Genomic DNA, 23180 nt, shown 5'->3' with positions numbered 1-23180 from the left:
CGGTTAGCCGACCAGGATCGGCGCGCAGACCGAGCACGGAGACAGGCCGCGCCCGCTGACCTGCGACGCCTCGACCCGCTGCGCGGCCTTACCGGCCAGCAGCTCACAGCCGGGCCGGTGGAAGGTGCGCCCGCCCGGCACCGCGTAGACCGAGCCGTCGTCGGCCGGCAGCGACTGGGCCGGCGGCTGGGCGGTCGGCGGCGGCACCGTCCCCGCGCCCGCGGGGGAGCCCGCGTTCGCCGCGGCGACCACCAGGGCGTGCAGGTCGTCGACCTGCGTGGCGAGGCGCCCCTGGGCGGCCGTCGCGCGGCTTGCCTGTGTCGACTCCAGCCGATCGGCGATCAGCAGGGCGCTGCCGACGAGCACGAGGGCCAGCCCGCCGAACCCGCCGGAGACCACATAGGGCAGTTGGAGCCCCGGGTCGCTCTCGCCCGAGACCCCCAAATAGCAGCTGAGCAGTAGGACAGCGCCCGCCGCGATCACCACCCAGCCTCGCAGCGCCCGGACGACGTCTACCACCAGCCGGGAGGTGGTCCGCGACTCCGTCGCGCCAGCGCTCTGTTCGTCCACCGTGTTCCCCCAGGAACGTGTTCATCCGGAAACCGGGCGGGGACACCCCGCTGGTCGTCCGCCAAGGCGATCCACGACGCGGCGTGTGGACACGCGCGCGAAGGAGATCGCCAGCCATTAGACGCCAGATTAGTGTGCGGAGGTGGCGACGTGTGCCCATGGGGGTGGTCGAGCGGAATCGCGTGCACGACTACCCCGGCGGCCGACCAGCGACTTCGTCGGAATCGGTCGTCTTCGTGACGCCGCGCGGTCCACGGCCGACTGCCTCGGTGGCGGACCGTGGCCTCGTCGGGCGCCCCGGGCGGCCACGGACCGTCCGCCTCAGCTGGGGCCGCGGGGGTGTGGCGGGGCGAAAGCGAAAGCGGATGCGGCGAGCGGGGTGCCGGGGTCGGTGCCGGGAGAGCCGGTCGCCTCGGTGGCTGGCGTCGGGAAGGGCGCGCAGTGGTCGACCCAGACCTGACGGCGGGTGCGCCGGCGGCGGTCCTCGACCTCGAGCGGCGCGGGTAGCGCGCTCAGGGCCACCTGGAGGTGGGCCCACTCATGGGCGGTCTCCCAGGCCGTGAACGAGCCGAGATGGTCCCCTTCGTGGTCGTAGACGTGGTAGGGACGGCTCGCTCGGCCGACAGCCACCGAATCGTGGCTCTCCTCGCGCTTCCAGAGGCATCCGGTCATGGGCCCCGCTTCTGCCGCGACGACAACGACCTTTCCAGGGTTCCGGCGGCCGGCGGTGGCGGTCCAAGGCCCCGGCGTCATAGCGGTGCGGTTCTTCTCACATCGGTGTGGGTGCCCGACCCGTCACGCACGTCGACGTCGACGCCATCGTCGCCGCTGTCGCCGGCCAGCGGGCCGCGCAGGAGGGACCATCGCCACGCGTCGGAGATGATCTGGTCGAGCTTCGAGTGGCGGGGCCGCCAGCCCAGCTCGGCACGGATCCGCCCGCTGTCGACCACCAGCGCCCGCGGCTCGGTCACCGGCGGGGCGAACTCCCGGCGCACCGGGCGCGCGGTCACCCGCTCGACGGCGGCGAGCACGTCGCTGACGGACACGCCGGTCCCGCTGCCCACGTTGTAGACGCGGCGCTCGCCGGGCGGGACGGCCTCCAGCGCCAGCGCGTACGCCTCCGCGGCATCGCGCACGTGCACGTACTCGCGCAGCGCCCGCCCGTCCCCGTTGATCCGGAAGGCGTCCGTCCGGCCCGCGGCGACGAGCAGCGCGGCCGGGATGATCCTGGTCGTGTCCCGGTCGACGTGCCCCGGCACGCCACCGGAAACGTTGAAGAAGCGCAGCACGACGGCACCGATCCGGCCGGTCGCGGCCTGGTGGGCGATCGCGTGCTCCGCCGCGAGCTTCGAGGCGCCGTACGGGTGCACCGGCTCGGCCGGCTGGGACTCCGGGACCAGAGCGGAGCCCGGGTCGCCGTAGACGGTCCCGGTCGAGCCGAACACCACCACCGGCGGCGGCCCGCCCGCCGCGACGCCGCGGTCGAGCGTCGTGAGCAGGTTGACCGTTCCGGTGACGTTGGTCTCGAAGTACCGCAGCGGCTCGGCGCGCGACTGGCGCACCCGGGTCAGCGCCGCCAGGTGGCAGACGCCGTCAAAGCCCCGGTCAAGGCGCGCCTCGTCCAGCGAGCGTGGGTCGAGCAGGTCGGCCGCGACCACCTCGATGCCGCGCCGCAGCGCCGGTGACCGCGCCGCCGGCGCTCCGGGCCGCACCAGCGCGGTGACCTGGTGCCCCCGCGCCGCGAGCAGGTCGGCGACGACACCCCCGATGAACCCGCCGGCGCCGGTGACCAGGATCCTGCGCGAGCGTCCCCCGCGAGACGGCACTCAGGACGCCGCTCGAAGCCGAAGCCCCGGCAGCAGCTGCTCGCGGTGACGCCAGGCGAGCTCCAGGCAGGCGGCGGCGGCCGGCGCGAGCGGCTCGCCGTCGATGAGCCGGCGCAGGGTGGCGTAGGTGAACGGGATGCCCTCGGCGACGGCGCGGTGCGGCCCGGCGGCGACCACCGTTCCCTCGGCGTTGCTGTGCACCATCTCCGCGAACATGTTGTCGAACGTGTCGGCCTCGATGACGACGACGGTGAGGATCTCTGCGAAAAGGGTCAGCGCGTCGACGCCCACCCCGAAGCAGGACACCCGTACCCGGCCGTCGCGGCGCGCCTCGTCGAAGGCACGGAACGGCTCGTCCGCGTCGTAGTCGATCGGGGCGGACGAGTTGCCGTCGTGCTCGGTGTTGCCCAGCAGCTCCTCGGACAGCTCCCGCATGATGTTGCGCCACAGGTCGAAGTCGGCCCGGTGGTGGAAGGGTGTGATCCCGGACGGCTGGAAGACCCCGGCCGGGATGACGTGGTAGACGCCGCCCGCGGTGGCCACCGAACCGGCGCTGCGCCGGTGCAGCAGGAAGCTCGCGGAGTCGCGGTCGGCCCGGATGGTCAGCGTGTTGATGGACGGCAGCACCGGCCGGCTGGCGAGGTCGAACGGGTCGCCGACGCGGCGGCGGAACGGCAGCGACGGCCAGGCGAGCCCGCCGGACATCATCGCGGCGGCGGTCTCGTGCGCCACCGTCTCACAGACGTCGACGGCGTCGAAGTAGGTGGTGTGGCTGAACGCGAGCCTGGGCAGGCCGGCGCGGTCACCGCCGGGGCGGGCCTCGGCGCCGGTCCTCGCATCGCCGGCGGTGAGCAGCCGAGGAGTGGTCTCGTCGCGGGCGATGTCGACGAGCCGGAAGCTCAGCCGGTTCTCGAACAGGGTCGGCCGGTCCAGGTCGCGCATCGCGCGGGTGTAGCGCTGGTAGCGCACGTACGGGCCGCCGTCGGCGATCAGCGGGCGGGCGCCGTCGGTCTCCGGCTCGCCCCCGGTGAGGACCGGCTCGGGGACGTCGTCGGCCCAGCGCAGCGCGACCTCGTCGATGTCGAGCGGTTGCGGCCAGATCCAGCCCGGCCTGGCCAGCAGACCGGAGAAGAGGCGGTAGGGCTCCGGGTAGAGGCCGGCGGCGGCCTTGGCCAGTTTGATCCGGTTGCGGTTGAGGGTGTCCCGGGTGACCTTCCAGGAGCGCTGGCTGGCGGCGGCCTGCTCGGCGAACGCGTCCCGGGTGGCGTCGCGACGCCGGTCCGCGAGCGTGCCGGGCGCGAGGCCGACGTCCTCGGGCGCGAGGTCGAGGTGACGGGCGATGTGACGCAGCGTCGAGATGTCATGGATCGCCCGCCGGCCGCTCTCGACCTTGGAGACGTACGACTGGTCGAACCCCAGCTGGTCGGCGAGTTGCTGCTGGGTTAGGCCGTGGGCCTGCCGATAGGCGCGAAGCAGCTGGCCGACGCCGACGGGAGCAGGGGTCGGCCGTGGCGGCGTCCACAGCCAAGTCTGACCGGTCACCCGGTGTCCTCTCGGGTCGTAGCTGGGTTACAGGAAGTGAGCCTAACTAGTCGGGCATCTGCAGGCGCATAGGGACAATTCGTACATGCATTCGGGAGGGCGACCGTAGTGGTGCGGATCGCCACCGCTGGACGCGGCCGGGCGTAAGGAGATCCGCCGACATCCCGTCGCACCGCTGGGGTCGCGTCGCCAGCCACGGCGTTGTCCGCACCGGACGTTCGTCGACGTTCCATTGCTTTTTAGGTGTCTTGTTGGTCTTTCGTTGTTGGCGGATCACTTGTTCGGTATGCCGTCCGCCAAGTCGAGGAAGACGACGACCACGATGGCCACAGCGACCCAGCGCAGCAGGCCCATACGGCCCCAGATCTCCCGCGCGAGGCTTCTTCCAGCTCGGCCACCCAGCACCAGCAGGGCAAACAACGCCCCGCCGACGACGACCAGAAATACCCCCGCATAGTTGCCGTGCACGGTCACAACGATCGCATGCCGACCTCGACGGACGGGCACGCCATCCGGGATCACGCCGTCTACCGCGGCACAGGCGGCACGGATCCAGGAGGGCGCGGGCGCCGGCCGGCAGCGAAGGTGACCAGTTCATCAGCGCACGTCCGGTGAGCCCGCGCACGTCATAGCCTGCCCGAACCCGCCCGGCTTTCGACGTGGCCCGCCCGTGTCGGGCGTGATCTCCCTGTGTGCTCCCCCGCGCGGCGTCGCCGGCCAGCGCCGCGCGGTCGAAGAAGACCTGTGGCGATGGGCCTTTCCGACGGTGCACTAGCGCGTCGCGCCGGGGGAGGGCGGCCATGACCAACTGGGCTGGTCCGGTGCCGTCGGCGCGTCGGGACCCGCCGGTCCGCCTTGGTGCTGGAAGGGTTGTGCGACACCCGTCCTTCGTTGGGCGCGCCATTCGGACTTTTCCCGCGCGCCATGGCTTGGGGATACCTACCCTGGTCCGGATGTCCACGGCGCTTTTTACAGATCATTACGAGCTGACGATGCTCCGCGCAGCACTGAAATCGGGTGCCGCGGGGCGTCGGGCCACCTTCGAGGTGTTCGCTCGGTCACTGCCGGCCGGCCGCCGTTACGGCGTCGTCGCCGGTACCGGCCGGCTACTGGAGGCGCTCGCTGACTTCCGGTTCGGCCCGGACGAGCTGAGTCTGCTCACTGGCACCGGCGTCATCGACGCCGAGACCGCGGACTGGCTTGCCGGCTACCGCTTCTCCGGCGACATCCATGGCTTCGCTGAAGGCGAGCCCTACCTACCTGGAACCCCGGTGCTGGTGGTGGAGGGCCCGTTCGCCGAATGCGTGCTGCTGGAGACGCTGACCCTGTCGGTCCTGAACCACGACAGCGCGATCGCCGCCGCCGGCGCCCGGATGGTGCAGGCGGCCGGTGACCGACCTCTCATCGAGATGGGTTCCCGGCGCACCCACGAGGAGGCCGCCGTCGCCGCGGCCCGGGCCGCCTACCTCGTCGGCTTCGCCGCCACCTCGAACCTGGAGGCGGCCAGGCGCTGGGCGGTGCCGACCTCCGGCACCGCGGCCCACGCCTTCACCCTCGTCCACGCGACCGAACGGGACGCCTTCGCGGCCCAGGTGGCGACCCTCGGCGCCGAGACCACCCTGCTCGTCGACACCTACGACACGCGGGAGGGCATCGCGGCGGCGGTCGCCGCCGCCGGTCCCGGCCTCGGCGCCATCCGCATCGACAGCGGCGACCTGGCCGCCGGCGTGCGCGCGGCCCGGATCCAGCTCGACGCGCTGGGCGCCACCGAGACCGGTGTCATCGTCACCGGGGACCTCGACGAGCACGGGATCGCCCGGCTCGCCGGCGTCCCCGCCGCGGCCTACGGGGTAGGCACCAGCCTGGTCACCGGCTCGGGCGCGCCCACCGCCGGCTTCGTCTACAAGCTCGTCGAGGTCGATGGCCGCCCGGTGGCCAAGACGTCCGTCGGCAAGGCCACCCGCGGCGGCCGCAAGGAGGTGCTGCGCCGGCACGGCGCCGACGGAGCCGCGGTCGTCGACCTGGTGGTACCAGCCGGCTACCGCCCCGGCGGCAGCGGCGCGGACGGGCGGCGCACGGCGGACGGCCAGGTTCACAGGAGCGACGGGCTGGCGCCGGCCGAGCTCGACGGGCCGGTCGCGCCGCCCCCGGTCCCGGGCCAGCTGGGCGGCCCCGGGTACGACCGGCCGCTGCTCGTGCCGCTGGTGCGGGCCGGCGCGGTCGTGGACGCCACGGCGACGGGCGCGGCGGGGCTGCGCCGCGCCCGCGAGCACCACCGCGCGGCGATCGCCGACCTGCCGGCGCACGCCCGCTCCGTCACCTTCGGCCATCCCTGCCTGCCGGTCATCAGCGCCGTGCCGTCGCCCTGATGAGCGTGGCCGCTGCGGCCCGCGTCAGCCGGTGAGAGAAGCTGGATCTGTGAGCCGAGCGACAATCCGAGGCCAAGGTGGCGCCACCGGTCAGGGGGCGTCGCGCGGCCAGGGGACGTCGCGTGGGCCGGTCCGGCAGCCGAGCACCAGCGTCACCGTCGACGTGGTGTTGCTCACACTGCGGGCCGGGCGGCTGTGCGTGCTCGTCATCCAGCGCGACGAGCCCCCGTTCCAGGACTACTGGGCGCTGCCGGGCGGCTTCGTGGGCGCCGACGAGGACCTGGACTCCTCGGCCCGCCGCCAGCTCGCCGAGGAGACGGGCGTCACCGCGGCCGGCCACCTGGAGCAGCTCTACACCTACGGCGACCCGGGGCGGGACCCGCGCACCCGGGTCGTCAGCGTCGCCTACCTGGCGTTGTTGCCGAACCTGCCGCAGCCGGAGCCGGGCCGGCGCGGCCAGCAGGCCCGCTGGTGGCCGGTCGAGGACCTGGACTCGCCGGAGGGCCCGACCCTGGCCTTCGACCATCCGCGCATCGTCGCCGACGGGGTGGAGCGGGCCCGCAGCAAGCTCGAGTACACGCCGATGGCGGCGGCCTTCTGCGAGGAGCCGTTCACCCTCGCCGACCTGCGCCGGGTCTACGAGGCCGCCTGGGGGGTGACCCTGGACCCGCCCAACTTCCGGCGCAAGGTGCTCAGCACGCCGGACTTCGTCCTGTCCGTCGGCGCGGTCAGCTCGCCGCGCGGCGGCGGCCGTCCCGCCCAGCTCTACCGCCGTGGCTCCGCGACCGCGCTCTACCCCCCGCTCCTGCGCCGCTCCGTATGAGGCGGGGCCTGGGCGGGGCGGAGCCGACCTCCCGCCCGACGAGAAGGGAGCCGCGGCATGCGTAACAATAGGGATCGTGACCGCGACCACCGTCTCACCCGCGGACGTCGAGGAGATCGACGAGGAGCTCAGCGACGACCGGCCCTGGGTCACGATCGTCTGGAACGATCCGATCAACCTGATGTCGTATGTGACCTACGTCTTCCAGAAGCTGTTCGGCTACGACAAGGCGACGGCGCGCAAACTGATGATGGACGTCCACCAGAAGGGCAGGGCGTCCGTGAGTAGCGGTACTCGCGACGAGATGGAGCGCGACGCGGCCCGCCTACACACCTACGGCCTCTGGGCCACCGTCAGACAGGACTAGCTGGCTCGTGAGCTGGATGCGCCCCTGGAGTCGGGGCAGACCGCTGGATGGGGACGGGAACGTGGGGTCTTACTACAGGTTCCCGGACTGCTTCCGGCGGACGGCCGGTGGAGTCGAGGTGCGGCTGCCCCGCTGGGAGGGCACGATCCTCGCCGAGCTGGTGCGGCTGATCGACGGCATGCTGGAGCCGCCGCCGGTCGACGACCCGCTGGAGGCGCTCGTCGGCCTGCGTGACACCGCTCCGCCGCCGCCCGAGGACCCGGCGCTGGCCCGCCTGCTGCCGGATCCATACCCGGAGGACCCACTGGCCTCCGGCGACTTCCGCCGCCGCCGCACCGACGACTCGCTGGCCCACAAGCGAGCCGCCGCCCGCCGGGTGCTCGCGACCCTGCCCGGGCCCAGCGAGGTGCTGCTGCTCGACGAGGAAGCCGCCCAGGACTGGTTGACCACGCTGAACGACCTGCGCCTGGTGCTCGGTACCCGGCTCGGCATCACCGACGACGACTTCCTCGAGGAACTCGGCGAGCTGCCGCCCGACGATCAGCGCGCCCCGTTCGTCGAGATGTACGAGCTGCTGACGACCCTCGTCGACAACCTCGTCCGCGCCCTGTACTGAGCGGCCCGCTGCGCGGCGGTGCTGAGCGGATCGCCGCGCGGCGGCCTGATCCCGACGGCAGGTAGCTTGTTCGACGTGCTGCGAATTGAGCGCGCCCTCTACCAGGCGATCGTCGATCATGCCCGCCGTGACCACCCGGACGAGGCCTGCGGCGTGATCGCCGGCCCGGCCGGCTCGGACACCCCGGTTCGGTTCATCGCGATGGAGAACGCGGAACGTTCGCCCACGTTCTACCGGTTCGACTCGATGGAGCAGCTGCGCGTCTGGCGGGAGATGGACGACCGGGACGAGGAGCCCGTCGTCATCTACCACTCGCACACCGCGACCGAGGCCTACCCGTCCCGCACCGACGTCTCGTACGCCTCCGAGCCGGGCGCGCACTACGTGCTGGCCTCCACCAGGGAGCCCGACGTCACGGAGTTCCGGTCGTTCCGGATCGTCGACGGCGCCATCACGGAGGAGCCGGTCGAGATCGCCTGAACCGCTGCTCACGGTGCCGGTGTCATATCTGTGCAACCATGGTTGCTATGACTGCGTCCCACCACCCGATGCGGCCCGGATCCCGGGCCGCGGTGGCCGAGGGCGTTCCGGAACTGCGCCTGGTCGCGCGGCTGCACGTCGACCTCCTGCGGGTGGCCAGCGCCCGCTGTCGCGGCGCGCACTGACCTTCGCCGCGGTCGCGCGCACCGCCGGGAAGCGTTGACACCGTCGACGGTGTTCCCGGTAGGGATCGACAAAGACGTGATCATGTTCGTGAGAGCGGGTCCCGCGGGCCGCGAACCCTGAAACACTGGAGGCCGCTCGCCGCGCCGGTCGGGCTGTCCGGCCGCGGGCGAGCATGGACGCTGGTTTCGTTACGACGCTGGTTCTACGTGTACGTTTCGCGCCCGGACGCGCCGGGCGTGTCGCCGTCGCCCGCGGGCGAGCGGCGCGAACGAACCGAAGGAGACGAGGAACACCATGGCAGTCAAGGTCCGCGTGCCGACCATCCTGCGCACCCACACCGGCGGTTCGAAGCTCGTGGAGGGCACGGGGGACACCCTCGGCGCGCTGTTCGTCGACCTCGACGCCCGCCACGAAGGTCTCCGCGGCCGCCTGGTGTCCGGCGAGGGCGAGGGCGAACTGCACCGCTTCGTCAACGTCTACATCAACGACGAGGACGTCCGCTTCCTCGGCGGCCTCGACGCGAAACTCGCCGACGGCGACGAGGTAACTATTCTGCCCGCCGTCGCTGGCGGCTCCGCCATGATGCCAGCGACTTTGGGCAAGGTCACCATCCTGCCCGCCGTCGCTGGCGGCTGACCGCGGGCCGCGAGCAGGCCACAGATCGGTAGCAGATCATGCGTTACGACTCCCTGGTGGGCTCCGTCGGCAGGACACCGCTCGTCGGCCTGCCGAGGCTGTCACCGTCCGCGGACGTGCGGCTGTGGGCCAAGCTGGAGCAGGACAACCCCACCGGCTCGATCAAGGACCGGGCGGCGCTGTGGATGGTGCAGGACGCCGAGAAGCGCGGCGTGCTCAGCCCCGGCGCGATGGTGCTCGAGCCGACGTCCGGCAACACCGGGATCTCGCTGGCGATGGTCTGCCGCCAGCGGGGCTACCGCCTGACCTGCGTCATGCCGGAGAACACCTCGATCGAGCGCCGGCAGCTTCTGGCGATGTGGGGCGCGGAGATCATCTTCTCGCCGGCGGCCGGCGGCTCGAACGAGGCGGTCGCCGTCGCCAAGCGGCTGTCCGCGCAGCACCCCGACTGGGTGATGCTCTACCAGTACGGCAACCCGGCGAACGCGCAGGCGCACTACGAGACGACCGGCCCGGAGATCCTCGAGGACCTGCCGAGCATCACCCACTTCGTCGCCGGCCTGGGCACCACCGGGACCCTGATGGGCACCGGCCGCTACCTGCGGGAGCGCGTGCCGGGCATCACGATCGTCGCCGCCGAGCCGCGCTACGGCGAGCTGGTCTACGGCCTGCGCAACATCGACGAGGGCTTCGTGCCCGAGCTCTACGACCCGGCGGTGCTGACGTCGCGGTACTCGGTGGGCCCGAAGGAGGCGCTGCGGCGCACCCGCGAGCTGGTCGCCGAGGAGGGCATCTTCGCCGGCATCTCCACGGGCGCGATCCTGCACGCCGCGCTGGGCCAGGCCGACCGCGCCGTCAAGGAGGGCCGACGCGCGGACATCGCGTTCATCGTCTGCGACGGCGGCTGGAAGTACCTGTCCACCGGCGCCTACGCGGGGACGCTGGAGGAGGCCGAGGCCGCGCTCGAGGGCCAGCTCTGGGCCTGACCGGGACTCCGATGGGCACCCGGCCCGGACTCCGGTAGGACGCCGGGGGATCGTGCGGTCCCGCGAACGCCCAGGTTGTGGAGGGTCGAAGGCGCCGAGAGCGGGAAGCGCCAGAGCATGAGATGTGTGGTGGTCGGCGCGACTGGCTATGTCGGTAGCCGGCTCGTCCCCGAACTGCTCGACCGGGGGCACACGGTGCGGGCCGGTGCCCGCAGCCCCGCCAAACTGGCGGACGCGCCCTGGCGTCACCGGGTCGAGGTCGTCGCGGCGGATGTCACCGACGCGGGCCAGATCGCCGCCGCTCTTGCTGGGCAGGATGTCCTCTACTACCTGGTGCACTCCTTGCATCACCGCGACTTCGTCGAACGCGACCGCGCCGCCGCTCACACGGTCGCGGCCGCCGCCCGGCAGGCTGGCGTGCGGCGGATCATCTATCTGGGCGGGATCAGCCCGGTTGGCGAGCAGCTGTCCCCGCACCTTGCCTCCCGCGCGGAGGTCGGGCGGATCCTGACCGAGTCCGGGGTGCCGACGGTCGTGCTGCAGGCGGCCGTCATCATCGGCTCAGGATCGGCGAGTTTCGAGATGCTTCGCTACCTCACCGAACGACTGCCGGTTATGGTTACGCCACGGTGGGTGCATACTCGGGTTCAGCCGATAGCCATCCAGGATGTGCTGTACTACCTCACCCGCACCGCCGACCTGGTGCCGGCGGAAGTCAGCCGTGGCTTTGACATCGGTGGTCCCGAAGTCCTGACCTACTGGGAGATGATGAAGCGATACGCGGCGGTCGCGGGCCTGCCCCGCCGGGTCGTGATCCCGGTGCCGCTGCTTACGCCGTGGCTGTCCGCCCAGTGGGTCAACCTCGTGACGCCGGTGCCCCACAGCATCGCCGTCCCGCTGATCTCGTCGCTCATCCACGAGGTTCGTTGCCACGACCGCGACCTCGCCACGTACGTCCCCGATCCCGCCCGCGGCCTGACCGACTTCGACCAGGCGGTGGCGCTCGCGCTGGCCAGGATCCGGGAGGCGGCGGTGCCGCCCAACTGGTCACGGGCCGGGATCGCCGTCGGGGAACCCCAGCCTCCCTCGGACCCGCTGCCCATGGATCCGGACTGGTCCGGCGGCACCGTCTACCAGGACGTGCGCGAGCTGCCCACGACCGCGGACGCCGGGCAGCTGTGGCGGGCCATCGAGGCCGTGAGCAGCGAGTATGGCTGGCGTCCCCTTCCCCTCGCCTGGTCACCCAGCGGGTGGATCGACCGGCTTGTCGGGGGCGCAGGGGGACGGGGGCGACGGCAGCTCCCGCGCGGCCCGCGTGTCGGCGAGGTCCTCGGCTGGTGGCGGGTCGAGGACGTGGAACAGCCGCGTCGGCTGCGGCTGCGCCCGCGACTGCCGCTGCCGGGCCGCGCCTGGCTCGAGCTCTCCGCCGTTCCGGACGCCGAGGGCGCCGAGGGAGCCCAGGGAGCCCAGGGCGCCCAGGGCGCCGTCTACCGGCAACGTGCGATCTTCGAACCTCATGGTCTCGCGGGCCACGTGGGCTGGAAGGCGCTCGCTGCGCTCCACGGCGCCGCGCTGGGCCGGATGGCGCGTGGCATCGTCGACCTGGCGGAGCATCCGGTGCCGGCGGAGCAGCCCCAGGTGTCGACGGAGCAGCCGTCGGTACCTGCAGAGCAGCTTTCGGTATCGACGGAGCGGCCTTCGGCCTCGGCGGGGAAGCCATGGTGACCACGCTGGCGGTCTTCACCCGTGACCTCCGAGTACACGACAACCCGATGCTCACGGCCGCCACCGACGAGGCCGAGTTCGTCGTGCCGCTGTTCGTGCGGGACACCGGAGCGCCCCGGGACCTGTTCGGCTCCGGCAACCGCGAGCGGTTCCTCGTCGAATGCCTCGCCGATCTCGACCGCTCCCTGCGAGGGCTCGGGGGGCGTCTCGTGGTCCGGGAGGGCGACCCGGTCGAGCAGGTGTGCCGGCTCGCCGACGAGGTCGGCGCCGCCCGGGTCCACATCGCCGCCGACGCCTCCGCGTACGCCCAGCGGCGCCAGACCACCCTGCGCACCGCGCTCGCCGAGCGTGGCCGCGAGCTGCGCAGCCACGACGAGGTGCATGTCGTCGTCGCCCCGGGCCGGGTCACCCCGGTCGGCCGAGACCATTTCGCGGTGTTCAGCGCGTACCACCGGCGGTGGGAGGACGCGCCGTGGCGAGGTGTCGTCTCACCGCCCGAGCGGATCCGGCTGCCGAAGGTCGACCCGGGACACGTGCCGCCCGCCGGGGCCGACGGGCGACAGGCGGGCAAAGGCGGGTCCGCCGGCGCGTCTGCCGGCGGCGAGTCCGCCAGCGGGTTCGCCGGCGGTGAGTCCGCGGGCCGGCGGCGCGCCGAGCTGTGGCTGGGACGGGACGTCGAGCACTACGACGACCGCCGGGACCTGCTGGCCGAGGACGGCACGTCGAGGCTGTCGCCGTACCTGCACCTGGGATGCCTGTCCGCGCGCGAGCTGGCGACCCAGGCGGGTCGGAGCGACGGAGCCCGCGCCTTCGTCCGGCAGCTCGCCTGGCGCGACTTCTACTACCAGCTCCTGGCCGCCCGCCCGGACGCGGCCCATGACGACTACCGGCGTGACCGGGGCGGTGCGCGCGACTGGCGGGACGACCCGGAGGCGCTGGACGCGTGGCGCTCCGGCCACACCGGCATCCCGATCGTCGACGCCGGCATGCGCCAGTTGCTCACCGAGGGCTGGCTCCCGAACCGGGCACGGATGATCACCGCGAGCCTCCTCACGAAAACCCTCGGCCTCGACTGGCGCGCCGGCGCGGCGCACTACCTCGAGCACCTGGTCGACGGAGACCTCGCCAACAACAACCTGAACTGGCAGTGGGTCGCCGGCACCGGCACCGACACCCGCCCGGGCCGCGTCCTGAACCCGCTGCGCCAGGCCGAGCGGTACGACCCGGACGGCATCTACATCCGCCGGTACCTGCCCGAGCTCGCCCACCTGAAGACGCCCGAAATCCACCAGCCCTGGCGGCTACCGGACCACGAGCGCCGCGCCCTCGACTACCCAGCACCGCTCCGCGACCCGGCGGACGGGTTCAGGCCGGTTCGCTCCTGAACGGTCGCCGAATGTCGATGCCCGCGTCCGCGCGCAGCGCCCGCGAGTGCCACCTCAAAGTCTGATGGCGTCCTCGCATCGGCCGGTGATGACCGCGACGACGGTCGAGGCGGCCGGGATCCGCCCGTCGGTGACCATCGCGAACAGGCCGGACATCATCTTCGCGACGTAAACCCATTCCAGGACCAGGCCGTGTCGGTCGGCAAAGTCGTCGATGAAGGCGTCCAGCGCCGGCGTGCGACGGGCATAGCCGCCAAAATGGAACTCCTCGGCCACGCGCCAGTTGGCGGTTGGGTGGCCGAATGCGGCGCGCTGGAGCGATGTGACCTCCTCGGCGAGGAAGCCGCCGCCCTTGAGCACAGAGACCCCGATCGCCTGCCGGTCTGGACCTAGGCCACCGGCGAGGCCGGCGAGGGTGCCGCCAGTGCCGACCGGGCAGACCACCACGTCGACGTCGGGCACCTGGCCGACGAGCTCGGCCGCCAACTGGGCGCAGCCGGGAACCGCCAGTGCGTTGCTACCGCCTTCGGGGAGCAGGTAGAACGGACCGAACTCGGCGGCCAGTTGGGCGAGCAGGACCGGGTCTTGCTTGGCCCGGTAGCGGGTCCGGTCGAGGTAGGTCAGCCGCATCCCGTGCTGCTCGGTCGCGCGAGCGAGGACCGGGTTGAGGGGCAGGTGCTCCTCGCCTCGGATCACACCGACCGTTCGGAAGCCGAAGTGCCAGCCGGCCGCGGCGGTCGCTGCGACGTGATTCGAGTACGCCCCACCGAACGTCAACAGCGTCTCTGCGCCCTGCTCGGCCGCTGCGGCCAGGTTGCCGGCCAACTTCCGCCACTTGTTGCCGGGGAAATCAGGGTGGATCAGGTCGTCCCGCTTAAGCAGTAGCCGCACGGAGCGCAGGCGGTCATCCGGCAGCTCGGCCACTGGCGACGGCACCTCAAACGTCGGCCCGCGCTCCCTTGCCTGTCCGCTCACCTGCCAAGCGTGCCATTCAGCAAGGCCGCCCTGGTCGGGTGCCTCGACGCCGAGTATCCGCGTGAGCTTGAAGACCCGTCGCGGTACTGAGTCCGGATGTCCCGGGATCCGGACAGGCGCCTCAGACCAGGCCAGCCCGGCCGTGCGGCGTCGCGGCAGACGGCCTGCTACCGAAACCGCCGATTCAGGACCAGGACGAGTTCTGACTCCGGCGCAGATCTCGTGATCGTTCTGACCCTGATGAAACGGGGGCGAGCTGGGTCCGGGTGGTCAGCGCCGGTCGGCCGCGATGACCGCGAGATCGTCGTGCTGCCAGGCGACGGCTGGTTCGAAGTCGGCGTGGCGGAGCCATGCGAGCTGGTCGGGCAGGGGGCTGGGCTGATCGTAGGCGCCGTCGATGGGTGTGTACCCGAAGATCTTCTTGCTGCCGCGCACGTTCTAGGGAGGTGTGTGGGGAGCCAGCGGCGGGTGCTGCCGGACAGTTGGCTGGACACCGCGGATCTGAATGGGGCACAGCTTGGCGAGGCAGACCTTCGGTCCGTGCGGTTCGGCTCTACGGCCGGATGTACTGCGGGTCGTCATGGACGGCGGGCTCAGGTCGGTCTGGCGGAGATCGCGAACGTCGGAAGCTGGTCGTCGGAACGCCCGGCAGCGCTCGGGGCTCGGCGTGCGGTTGTAGCCAGCGGATCGCGGAACTGGCGACATCTTGCCGGCCGTCGGCCAGGTCGACTAGCCGGGTTTGCTCGTCGCACGTGTTGCGTCAGGGTGTGGTCGGACGTGAGCGGACGTCACCGTCTGCACGCGGACGGATGGTCGGCAAGGGCGGCGCGACCTGCGGCTACGCGGCGTCCGGCCACGGGCAAGCCCAGCGCCAGACAGGCGACCGTGCGGGAGGGGGGACTTGAACCCCCACGCCCTAGGGCGGCAGATCCTAAGTCTGCTGCGTCTGCCATTCCGCCACTCCCGCGCGCCTCTAGCGTATCGATCGGTGAGGGGCCGGTGGGCGGGCCGGGGGTGGGCCTGGTGGGCGCGGCGGCGGGCGATGCACCTGCGTGCCAGACGATGAAGGAGTCGCGCACGACAGGTGGTTAGATGCCTACGCGGAGCAAGGCCGGTGGCTTCGCAGTAGTCCTGACGTGACGCGACACGCTGCAAGATGCAACGTGACTGGCGGCGTGCGCGTCAATGAAGTCAGAAGGGATTGGAGCGCCCGCTCGACTGAGCTGGTTCGGCTGGTGGGCCTGGCGTACAGAGGCAGTGTGCCGCGGCCTCGTGAGCGCTGGACTAGCGCTCGCGAGGGTCGAGACGCGAGATCTCTGATGTGGCTCGGCCATCGCGTCGGCGGCCGGCGCTCACCGACGACCAGGCCCGAAAGACCTCCAACGTTCAGCGGCGGATCCCAGAGGGGGAGGCATCCGGTGAGGCGAGCTGGCGGGCTTGTCGACGGCGAGCTGATGGACATCCTGTTCCCGGGACGCCGAGTGATCAGGATCGAACTTGACGGACGGGTCGTGGACGCGGTGTTCCGCCTGGATGTCGGCGAACACGAACGGCGCGCCCGGTTCGATCTGGGCGCCATGAGTTACCCGCGCCTGCTGCGCCGCCTCGAGGGGATGCCCGCGGGGGTGCTCGTCGAAGACCCGGTTCTGGCGGCCGAGACCAACCTGCTGCCGGACGGCGTGGTCGCGTGGTCGTCAAGTGGGGTCGGACGGCTGGTCGAGCCTCCGCTGACCTTGGACGCGGTCGTCGTGCCCGCCCTTCGAACCGCGCAGACCCGGCACATCCGGGTGGCCGAGCGCTTCGCGCCGTATACGAGCCGCTGGGTGGTAAGCGGCGATCCACGGATCGATCCCGCTGTGTTCGTCGCCGCCTCGATCCACGGCGTCGGCCTGGCCGTCCGCCGACCCGAGGTGGACGTCGTCGCGGAGGCGGCGCCCCCGGCCGGGCGGACCAGGCCGGGGCATGCGTGGCTGCTCGCCGAACAGGTCTACGGCGCCTGGCTCGCCGCCGTCGCGCGCGCCGGAAGCGCGGAGAGCCTCGATGCGGGGAGTTCGGATGCGGAGAGCTCGGAGGTCGCCCCAGGCGTCGGCGATACGCCCGCGGGGCTGATACCGGCCACCTGACCCGTCGGTCGCGACGGTTGCCCGTGTCCAAGGTGATCGTCGGTGGTTGACCGCGGTGCCACCTGAGGGAGCAGCGTCACCTTAGGGAGCATGTCGCCTGAGGGAACAGTGTCGCCTCAGGCGGAAGGCCGGCCGGGCGACCTCGTCGAGCCGAGAGCTTGATCAGCGGGACTGTACTGGGATCCGAACCGGCGGGGGTTCAGGATTCGGATCCCGGTACAGATCTGGCGATCTTCCGGGGTGAAGGTCGGGGACGTCGCCCGGGGCGGCAGTAGGCAAGGAATCGCCGGCAGTCGGCCGTAGCCCGAGCGGGCGCGCCCACGTCAAAATCGTTGGATTGGCCGTCTGAACGTTCCTAGCCGTCCGAACGTTGCTAACTGGCGCGTTCGGGCGATGGAAGAGCTCCCATCGCGTCCCGGGTGCCACCGCTTCGCTTTGCGTTGTCGAAGTTCCGAAGTGCCGGAGCGCTGGGAGCCCCGGAGCGCTAGGAACCCCGGAGAGCCGAAGCGGCGGGAGTCCCGAAGCGCCGGAGGGCCCGGGAGTGCCGAAGTGCCGGAAAGCCGGGAGTACCGAAGCGCCGGAGGGCCCGGGAGTGCCGAAGTGCCGGAAAGCCGGGAGTACCGAAGCGCCGGAGGGCCCGGGAGCGCCGAAGTGCCGGAAAGCCGGGAGTACCGAAGCGCCGGAGGGCCCGGGAGCGCCGAAGTGCCGGAAAGCCGGGAGTACCGAAGCGCCGGAGGGCCCGGGAGTGCCGAAGTGCCGGAAAGCCGGGAGTGCCGGAAGGCCGGGCGCGCGCCCTTTGCGCGACAGGGCACCAAGGGGTCGGCTCGGATGAACCGGGATAGATGGATGCGACTGGGGTGCCACGGTCCGGGGACGGATGGATCGGCCCGGACACCTCAGTCGCGTCCTCAACCTACCTGCTCGATAGCTGATAGTCACTGATCGATTACAGGCAGTTTCCAGACTACACCCTGAGGTCGGAGGTTGCCGGACGACACACTGTTTGGTCGCCATATCGCCACCGAAGCGCCCATCCGCACCAATCTCGTCCCGGCTGGTCACCCTCGGCCGTCGCCTGGGCGGGCCTGGGGTTCGCGTGACGTGCCGCATATGTCGACCTACTTGGCTGGCATAACCGTGAACCTGCGTGGCCGGCGTCACCGGCGTCACCGCGAAACCGTGACCCATTTGGTCAGCGGGAGTCCTGTGGTGGCAGGGGTCAGGGCGGTCGACGGGGAGCCTTGCGGGCGACGTGCTCTTTATCACGGGCGGTGCATAGCGGCAAGATCTGGACACTTCTGGACGTCCCACCCGGAGGTCCATGGTTCGTCAACGCTGTGGTGATGACACCCACAGAGTGATCCCCAGCTTTCCGGCTTAGTCTTTGCCCTCATGAGCGACGCGCCGATTGGGGTGTTCGACAGCGGCGTAGGCGGTCTGACGGTGGCCAGGGCCATCCTCGACCAGCTGCCGCATGAGCCGCTCCTGTACTTCGGCGACACTGCGCACGCCCCGTACGGGCCGCGGCCGATTGCCGACATCCGGCGGCTCGCGCTCGGCGCGATGGACACGCTCGTCGCCGAGGGCGTGAAACTCCTGGTGATCGCGTGCAATACGGCCAGCGCGGCCTGCCTGCGCGACGCGCGAGAGCGCTACGACGTGCCGGTGGTGGAGGTCGTGCTGCCGGCCGCCAAGCGTGCGGTGGCGGCCACCCGCACCGGCCGGGTCGGGGTGATCGGCACCGTCGCGACCATCACCAGTCGTGCCTATGACGACGCCGTCGCCGCGGCGGCGGGCGTGACGCTCACGAGCGTGGCCTGCCCGGCGTTCGTCGACTTCGTCGAACGCGGCACGACGACCGGCCGGCAGCTACTTGGCCTTACCGAGGCGTACCTGGCCCCGTTGCAGGAAGCTGACGTCGACACCCTAATCCTCGGATGTACCCATTATCCGTTGCTGACCGGGGTTATCAGCCTGGTGATGGGGGAAGGGGTGACGCTGGTGAGCAGTGCTGAGGAGACCGCGAAGGACACCTACCGGGTGCTGGCCCAGGGTGGGCTGTTCCGTGATCCTGATCTGCCCCCACCCGTCCACCGGTTCCTCGCCACCGGCGACCCGCGATCCTTCAACCGGGTCGGCCGCAGGTTCCTCGGCCCCGAGCTCGCCACCGTCCTACCTGCGTATCCGGCTGGTAACTCTCCGGTCGTGACGGTTGGGGGGGTCCCCGTTCCGCAGGCCAGCGAGGTCAGCACCGCTGGCGCGCGAGCCCCCTTGCCCCCGAGCATGGCGGGGAGCGCGGCGGAACGGGACGGGAGCGGCGACATGACGACGACGGTCCTGGCGACGGCGGAGGCGGTGCGCCGGTGAAACTGACGATTCTCGGCTGCTCCGGGACCTATCCGGGCCCAACCTCCGCGTGTTCCTCCTACCTGGTCGAGTCCGACGGTTTCCGCCTCGTTGTCGACGCGGGCAACGGGTCGCTCGGTGAGCTCCAGCGGCACTGCGACCTGCGTGACGTCGATGCTGTCCTGCTCAGTCACCTGCACGGCGACCACTGTCTCGACCTGGTCGTACAGAGCTATGCGCGTCGCTACCACCCGCAGGGCATGCCGCCCAAGCTGCCGGTCTATGGGCCGATCAACACCCGGGAGCGGCTGTGCGGCGCCTTCGAGCGCTGGCCCGACGACTCGCTGGCCGACATCTACGACTTCCAGACGATCGGCCCGGGCCGGGTGCACATCGGCCCCTTCCTCGTCGACCTGGCCCGCGTCGCCCACCCCGTGGAGGCCTACGGCGTGCGGATCAGCGCGGACGACAAGGTGCTGACCTACTCGGGCGACACCGGCCCGTGCGAGAAGCTCGTCCGGCTCGCCAAGGACAGCGACCTGTTCCTGTGCGAGGCCGCGTTCCTCGACCATGAGGACAACCCACCCGACCTGCACCTGACCGGCCGCGAGGCCGGCCTGCACGCCGAGGCCGCCGGCGTGGGTCAGCTGGTCGTCACCCACCTGGTCCCCTGGGGCGACGCCGCCCGCAGCGAGGCGGAGGCCACCGCCGCCTACAGCGGCAGGACCAGCGTGGCCGCTCCCGGCGCCACCTACGAGATCTGACGACGCGACCCCCGACGGCGGCCGCTCGGCGGCGGTGGCCGTCCGGTGGAAGGGGCCGTCCGGCGACGGTGGCCGTCCGGTGGAAGGGGCGAATCGCCGTCCTGGTCCGCCGTGGCGGGGACGTGCCGATGCGCGCCGAGTCCCCGGCTAGGTCCCGGCTAGCCAGTCCGTGGGGAAGGCCTGGATAAGGTCCGGGTCGTGACCAGACATGACGGCAGGGCCGCCGACCAGCTCCGGCACGTGACGATCACCCGCGGCTGGCAGGAGCACGCGGAGGGGTCCGCCCTGATCTCGGCGGGCAGGACGCGGGTGCTGTGCGCCGCCTCGGTGACCGAGGGGGTGCCGCGCTGGCGCAAGGGCAGCGGCCTGGGCTGGGTGACGGCCGAGTACGCGATGCTGCCGCGGGCGACGAACACCCGCAACGACCGGGAGTCGGTCCGCGGCAAGATCGGCGGGCGCACCCACGAGATCTCGCGCCTCATCGGCCGCAGCCTGCGCGCCTGCATCGACCTCAAGCAGCTGGGCGAGAACACGATCGCGATCGACTGCGACGTGCTGCTCGCCGACGGTGGTACCCGCACCGCCGCGATCACCGGCTCCTATGTCGCCCTCGTCGACGCCTGCCGCTGGCTCGGCCGGTCGAAGGCGATCATCGACGGGGTGAGCGCGGTCAGCGTGGGCGTCGTCGCCGGCGTGCCCATGCTCGATCTCGCCTATGTCGAGGACTCGGCCGCCGACACGGACATGAACGTCGTCCGCACCCACGGCGGCGCGTTCGTCGAGGTCCAGGGCACCGCTGAGGGCGCACCGTTCGACCGGGCCGCCCTCGACGCCCTGCTCGACCTCGCCGTCGCCGGCTGCGCCGAGCTCGCGCAGCTGCAGAACGACGCGCTGGCGGGCCCCCTCCCCGCTGGACCGCCGCCGCGCACCGGGGGCCGCGGGGACAGCCGGTGAGCGAGAACTCCGGGACCGGCTCCCGGACCTCCCAGATCACGACCTCCCAGATCGGCTCCGCCGATCCGGCAGGGACCCCGTCCGCAAGCTCCGTCGATCCGGCAGGAACCCCGGATCCGGCGGGAACTCCGGCCGAGGGCGCGCCCGCCGCCCGGGACGCGTCAGGCGTGTCGGGGGTGTCGGGGGTGTCGGCGCGGATCGTCCTTGCCAGCCGCAACGACGCCAAGCTCGCCGAGCTGAGCCGGATCCTCGCGGCGAGCGAGGTGCCCGTCGAGCTGGTGCCGCTGCCGCCGGGTCCGGAGGTCCCCGAGACCGGTCGGACGTTCGCCGAGAACGCGTTGATCAAGGCCAGGGACGCCGTGGCGACGACGGGCCTGCCGGCCATCGCCGACGACTCGGGACTCACCGTCGACGAGCTGAACGGCATGCCCGGCGTCCGCTCCGCCCGCTGGGCGGGCAGCCCGCCGGGCACGGGCCGGGTCGCGCGTGACGCGGCGAACAACGCGCTGCTGCTCGCCCAGCTCGACGACGTCCCGGCGCAACGGCGCGGTGCCGCGTTCGTCTGCGCCGCCGCGTTCGTGAGTCCCGACGGCCGCGAGCACGTCGTCCACGGCGAGTTGCGCGGCCAGCTGCTCACCGCCGGACGTGGCGAGAACGGCTTCGGCTACGACCCGCTGTTCGTTCCCGACGGCGAGACCCGAGCCAGCGCCGAGCTCACCGCGACCGAGAAGGACGCGATCAGCCATCGTGGCCAGGCCTTCCGCGCCCTCGCCGCGGCTTTGCCGTCGCTTCTCGGTTTCTAGGCGCCCGCCGGCCGGGGAAGCCATTCGGTGGCGCTCAGGTGCCATCGGGCAAAAGGCGGCGACATGTCGAATGGTAGGCGGGTGGTAACATTGTGCGACGAAATGGACCTCGACGTCACGGGTCGGCGTTGTTGCCATCGTGCGACCACCTGTCGCCGGGCTGACTGGTCGGGTAGTGGAAAGGTGCGGTAGAACTGGTGACCGCCGAGAAGATCAAGGTCATTTTTGGCGCGGACGACACCAACGAGTGCGTGACGATGGTGACGGACTATCTCCGGGCGAACTTCGAGACGAGGCTCGTCGACTCGACGAGCTGGCCGGAGCTTTCCGAGGCCGTGGCCAGGGGTGTCGCTGCCGGCGAGTACCGCTTCGGCGTCCTGATGTGCTGGACGGGCACGGGCACCGCCATCGCGGCGAACAAGGTCCCGGGGGTGCGTGCGGCGCAGGCCTGGGAGCCCTGGATCGCGAAGAACGCCCGCCTCTGGAACGACGCCAACGTCCTCACGATGAGCCTCCGGAGAACCGCGCCGGATGTCGCCGTCGACTGTCTGAAGGCCTTCTTCGCCGTCGAGGGCCCAGACCCCGAAGAGGTCCCTCAGATAGACAAGATCCGCGACCGGTAACCGTCCCCGCGCCCCCGCGCGTTCGGCGATGCCCACGCGCGGCCGGGGTTAGGGCAGGTCCGTGGTCGCCAGGCGGGTGCGCAGGGCGGTGAGCGACTCCTCGGGGACACCGGCGTGCAGTGCCCAGGCGTCGGCGCTGCCCCAGAGGGAGTCGACGCCGTCGAGGAAGCCGGCCATCACCTCGGCGCGGACGCGGAGCTGGTCGGCCTCCGACCTCGTCTGGATACCGCGCTGGTAGGACGGCAGCTGGGACAGCCGGGTCTCGATCAGGTGAATGCGCTCGTTGGTGGCGACGTAGTCGGCGATGATCGCGTCACGTTCCACGCCGGCGATGGTGAGGACGAGGGCGGCAAGCACGCCGGTGCGGTCCTTGCCCGCGGCGCAGTGGAACAACGTCGGGCCGCTGGTCGCGTCGCAGATGAGGCGAACCGCGGTGGCGACCGACTCGCCGGCCAGGCGCACGTAGTCGAGGTAGTGCGCGACACGGTCGTCGCTGGTGCGGGTGCGCACGAGCGCGTCGTAGGCGGGGTCGTCCGGCATCACCCAGCGCGTGGTGAGGAACGACAGGTTGTGGTACCTGACCGGCTCGAACTCGAGCAGGCCGCGGCCCTCACGCGCCGCCTCCTCGACCGCGCGCAGGTCGAGGACCGTGCCCAGGCCGAACTCGTCACGCAGCCGGGCGACGCCGACGGCGGTCAGGTGTTGAAGGGTGTCGCTGCGTAGCAGGACGCCGTAGCGGGTCTGGCCGCCATCCACGGTGGGCAGCCCACCCAGATCGCGGACATTGTCGCAGCCATCGAGCTCGTACCAGCGATCCACTCGTTCGATGCTAGCCGTCCGCCCGGCGCCCGGCGCCCGGATTGCGCCACCCTCGTGACCCCGTTCGCCGGGATGCCCACTGGCCTTTCCCCGGCAGCCGGCTGGTCTTTTCCCGGCGGGTCGTTCCCGTCGTGTCAGGCGATCTCGGCCTGCTCGGCGAGGTCGGCGCGGTGCGTCTCGGCCGGCAGGTGACGGGGCGGGGGCGGCCAGGCGGGCGTGCGCCGGTCATCCGGTGGCAGGCCCGCGAGGGCGGCGGCGTCCG

24 protein-coding genes and 1 tRNA gene are annotated in these 23180 nt (G+C 71.8%); 16 read left to right on the top strand and 9 right to left on the bottom strand.

Annotated elements, in window-relative coordinates:
• Positions 1 to 3: 3 nt before the first annotated feature.
• The 5 genes from FRCN3DRAFT_RS0234340 to FRCN3DRAFT_RS0234320 all read right to left on the bottom strand — a co-directional run bounded on the left by FRCN3DRAFT_RS0234340 (position 4) and on the right by FRCN3DRAFT_RS0234320 (position 4406).
• Entirely contained in the window at positions 4 to 570 is a 567-nt protein-coding gene (locus tag FRCN3DRAFT_RS0234340) for a hypothetical protein (RefSeq protein WP_007515223.1), read from the bottom strand.
• 321 nt (positions 571 to 891) lie between these two features.
• Positions 892 to 1200, bottom strand: coding sequence for a hypothetical protein (locus FRCN3DRAFT_RS50155; protein WP_157845296.1), 309 nt, complete (start codon positions 1198 to 1200; stop codon positions 892 to 894).
• 119 nt (positions 1201 to 1319) lie between these two features.
• Positions 1320 to 2396, bottom strand: a complete 1077-nt coding sequence (locus FRCN3DRAFT_RS0234330) for an NAD-dependent epimerase/dehydratase family protein (protein ID WP_007515225.1) — start codon at positions 2394 to 2396, stop codon at positions 1320 to 1322.
• On the bottom strand, positions 2397 to 3938 hold the full coding sequence (locus FRCN3DRAFT_RS0234325; protein WP_007515226.1) for a helix-turn-helix domain-containing protein: 1542 nt from the start codon (positions 3936 to 3938) through the stop codon (positions 2397 to 2399).
• Between the two features lie 273 nt (positions 3939 to 4211).
• Entirely contained in the window at positions 4212 to 4406 is a 195-nt protein-coding gene (locus FRCN3DRAFT_RS0234320) for a hypothetical protein (protein WP_035930750.1), read from the bottom strand.
• Positions 4407 to 4891: 485 nt separating this feature from the next.
• Between FRCN3DRAFT_RS0234320 and FRCN3DRAFT_RS0234315 the strand changes: the two genes are divergently transcribed.
• The 10 genes from FRCN3DRAFT_RS0234315 (at position 4892) to FRCN3DRAFT_RS0234270 (ending at position 13511) form a co-directional block, all read left to right on the top strand.
• Positions 4892 to 6307, top strand: a complete 1416-nt coding sequence (locus FRCN3DRAFT_RS0234315) for a nicotinate phosphoribosyltransferase (protein ID WP_051466478.1) — start codon at positions 4892 to 4894, stop codon at positions 6305 to 6307.
• Between the two features lie 163 nt (positions 6308 to 6470).
• Entirely contained in the window at positions 6471 to 7130 is a 660-nt protein-coding gene (locus FRCN3DRAFT_RS0234310) for an NUDIX hydrolase (protein WP_007515230.1), read from the top strand.
• A gap of 76 nt (positions 7131 to 7206) precedes the next feature.
• Entirely contained in the window at positions 7207 to 7497 is a 291-nt protein-coding gene (gene clpS / locus FRCN3DRAFT_RS0234305) for an ATP-dependent Clp protease adapter ClpS (protein ID WP_007515231.1), read from the top strand.
• 61 nt (positions 7498 to 7558) lie between these two features.
• On the top strand, positions 7559 to 8113 hold the full coding sequence (locus tag FRCN3DRAFT_RS0234300) for a DUF2017 domain-containing protein (protein WP_007515232.1): 555 nt from the start codon (positions 7559 to 7561) through the stop codon (positions 8111 to 8113).
• A gap of 75 nt (positions 8114 to 8188) precedes the next feature.
• Positions 8189 to 8593 (top strand): M67 family metallopeptidase, encoded by a 405-nt coding sequence (locus tag FRCN3DRAFT_RS0234295; RefSeq protein ID WP_027141197.1) that lies wholly within the window; start codon positions 8189 to 8191, stop codon positions 8591 to 8593.
• A 47-nt stretch (positions 8594 to 8640) separates the two neighbouring features.
• Positions 8641 to 8778 carry a putative leader peptide gene (locus FRCN3DRAFT_RS54510; RefSeq protein WP_157845295.1) on the top strand — a complete coding sequence of 46 codons (138 nt, stop codon included), beginning with the start codon at positions 8641 to 8643 and terminating at the stop codon, positions 8776 to 8778.
• 295 nt (positions 8779 to 9073) lie between these two features.
• Positions 9074 to 9415: a MoaD/ThiS family protein gene (locus tag FRCN3DRAFT_RS0234285; RefSeq protein ID WP_007515234.1), complete on the top strand. Its 342-nt coding sequence runs from the start codon at positions 9074 to 9076 to the stop codon at positions 9413 to 9415.
• A gap of 38 nt (positions 9416 to 9453) precedes the next feature.
• Positions 9454 to 10401, top strand: coding sequence for a PLP-dependent cysteine synthase family protein (locus FRCN3DRAFT_RS0234280; protein WP_007515235.1), 948 nt, complete (start codon positions 9454 to 9456; stop codon positions 10399 to 10401).
• Positions 10402 to 10530: 129 nt separating this feature from the next.
• Complete coding sequence (locus FRCN3DRAFT_RS0234275; protein WP_232794241.1) at positions 10531 to 12126, top strand: DUF2867 domain-containing protein; 1596 nt, start codon at positions 10531 to 10533, stop codon at positions 12124 to 12126.
• A complete protein-coding gene (locus FRCN3DRAFT_RS0234270; RefSeq protein WP_007515237.1) occupies positions 12120 to 13511 on the top strand; it encodes a cryptochrome/photolyase family protein in 1392 nt (463 codons plus the stop codon). Before FRCN3DRAFT_RS0234275 ends, FRCN3DRAFT_RS0234270 begins: the two co-directional genes overlap by 7 nt.
• A 54-nt stretch (positions 13512 to 13565) precedes the next feature.
• Here FRCN3DRAFT_RS0234270 and FRCN3DRAFT_RS47610 read toward each other — a convergent pair whose 3' ends face one another.
• From FRCN3DRAFT_RS47610 to FRCN3DRAFT_RS0234255, 3 genes are all read right to left on the bottom strand, one after another.
• Complete coding sequence (locus FRCN3DRAFT_RS47610; protein WP_232794240.1) at positions 13566 to 14486, bottom strand: 1-aminocyclopropane-1-carboxylate deaminase/D-cysteine desulfhydrase; 921 nt, start codon at positions 14484 to 14486, stop codon at positions 13566 to 13568.
• A gap of 270 nt (positions 14487 to 14756) precedes the next feature.
• Positions 14757 to 14921 (bottom strand): hypothetical protein, encoded by a 165-nt coding sequence (locus tag FRCN3DRAFT_RS54505; RefSeq protein ID WP_157845294.1) that lies wholly within the window; start codon positions 14919 to 14921, stop codon positions 14757 to 14759.
• A 451-nt stretch (positions 14922 to 15372) separates the two neighbouring features.
• Positions 15373 to 15453: transfer RNA gene (locus FRCN3DRAFT_RS0234255), tRNA-Leu, on the bottom strand.
• Positions 15454 to 15904: 451 nt separating this feature from the next.
• On the opposite strand from FRCN3DRAFT_RS0234255, the gene FRCN3DRAFT_RS0234250 reads away from it, so the two are divergent.
• The 6 genes from FRCN3DRAFT_RS0234250 (at position 15905) to FRCN3DRAFT_RS0234225 (ending at position 22099) form a co-directional block, all read left to right on the top strand.
• Positions 15905 to 16609 (top strand): hypothetical protein, encoded by a 705-nt coding sequence (locus FRCN3DRAFT_RS0234250; protein ID WP_007515240.1) that lies wholly within the window; start codon positions 15905 to 15907, stop codon positions 16607 to 16609.
• A gap of 1392 nt (positions 16610 to 18001) precedes the next feature.
• The gene (gene murI, locus FRCN3DRAFT_RS0234245; RefSeq protein WP_007515242.1) at positions 18002 to 18976 is read left to right on the top strand and encodes a glutamate racemase; all 975 of its coding nucleotides are present in this window, start codon (positions 18002 to 18004) and stop codon (positions 18974 to 18976) included.
• Positions 18973 to 19719: an MBL fold metallo-hydrolase gene (locus tag FRCN3DRAFT_RS0234240; RefSeq protein ID WP_007515243.1), complete on the top strand. Its 747-nt coding sequence runs from the start codon at positions 18973 to 18975 to the stop codon at positions 19717 to 19719. Before murI ends, FRCN3DRAFT_RS0234240 begins: the two co-directional genes overlap by 4 nt.
• A gap of 198 nt (positions 19720 to 19917) precedes the next feature.
• Positions 19918 to 20673 carry a ribonuclease PH gene (gene rph / locus FRCN3DRAFT_RS0234235; protein WP_007515244.1) on the top strand — a complete coding sequence of 252 codons (756 nt, stop codon included), beginning with the start codon at positions 19918 to 19920 and terminating at the stop codon, positions 20671 to 20673.
• 167 nt (positions 20674 to 20840) lie between these two features.
• The gene (gene rdgB / locus FRCN3DRAFT_RS0234230) at positions 20841 to 21476 is read left to right on the top strand and encodes an RdgB/HAM1 family non-canonical purine NTP pyrophosphatase (protein WP_425343358.1); all 636 of its coding nucleotides are present in this window, start codon (positions 20841 to 20843) and stop codon (positions 21474 to 21476) included.
• Positions 21477 to 21673: 197 nt separating this feature from the next.
• Positions 21674 to 22099 (top strand): RpiB/LacA/LacB family sugar-phosphate isomerase, encoded by a 426-nt coding sequence (locus FRCN3DRAFT_RS0234225; protein WP_007515246.1) that lies wholly within the window; start codon positions 21674 to 21676, stop codon positions 22097 to 22099.
• Positions 22100 to 22147: 48 nt separating this feature from the next.
• Here the strand turns inward: FRCN3DRAFT_RS0234225 and FRCN3DRAFT_RS0234220 are convergent, their stop codons facing one another.
• Positions 22148 to 22918 carry a tyrosine-protein phosphatase gene (locus FRCN3DRAFT_RS0234220; RefSeq protein ID WP_027141195.1) on the bottom strand — a complete coding sequence of 257 codons (771 nt, stop codon included), beginning with the start codon at positions 22916 to 22918 and terminating at the stop codon, positions 22148 to 22150.
• Positions 22919 to 23180 lie beyond the last annotated feature (262 nt).

The organism is Pseudofrankia saprophytica (assembly GCF_000235425.2).
GTDB classification, from domain to species: Bacteria; Actinomycetota; Actinomycetes; order Frankiales; family Frankiaceae; genus Pseudofrankia; species Pseudofrankia saprophytica.
Note: the sequence above shows the minus strand (reverse complement) of the source record. Positions and strands in the feature narration are given on the sequence as shown.

Coding starts and splice junctions, on each gene's coding strand:
- FRCN3DRAFT_RS0234315 (WP_051466478.1), top strand. CDS start 4,892: ATGTCCACGGCGCTTTTTACAGATCATTACGAGCTGACGATGCTCCGC.
- FRCN3DRAFT_RS54510 (WP_157845295.1), top strand. CDS start 8,641: ATGACTGCGTCCCACCACCCGATGCGGCCCGGATCCCGGGCCGCGGTG.
- FRCN3DRAFT_RS0234285 (WP_007515234.1), top strand. CDS start 9,074: ATGGCAGTCAAGGTCCGCGTGCCGACCATCCTGCGCACCCACACCGGC.
- FRCN3DRAFT_RS0234280 (WP_007515235.1), top strand. CDS start 9,454: ATGCGTTACGACTCCCTGGTGGGCTCCGTCGGCAGGACACCGCTCGTC.
- FRCN3DRAFT_RS0234270 (WP_007515237.1), top strand. CDS start 12,120: ATGGTGACCACGCTGGCGGTCTTCACCCGTGACCTCCGAGTACACGAC.
- murI (WP_007515242.1), top strand. CDS start 18,002: ATGAGCGACGCGCCGATTGGGGTGTTCGACAGCGGCGTAGGCGGTCTG.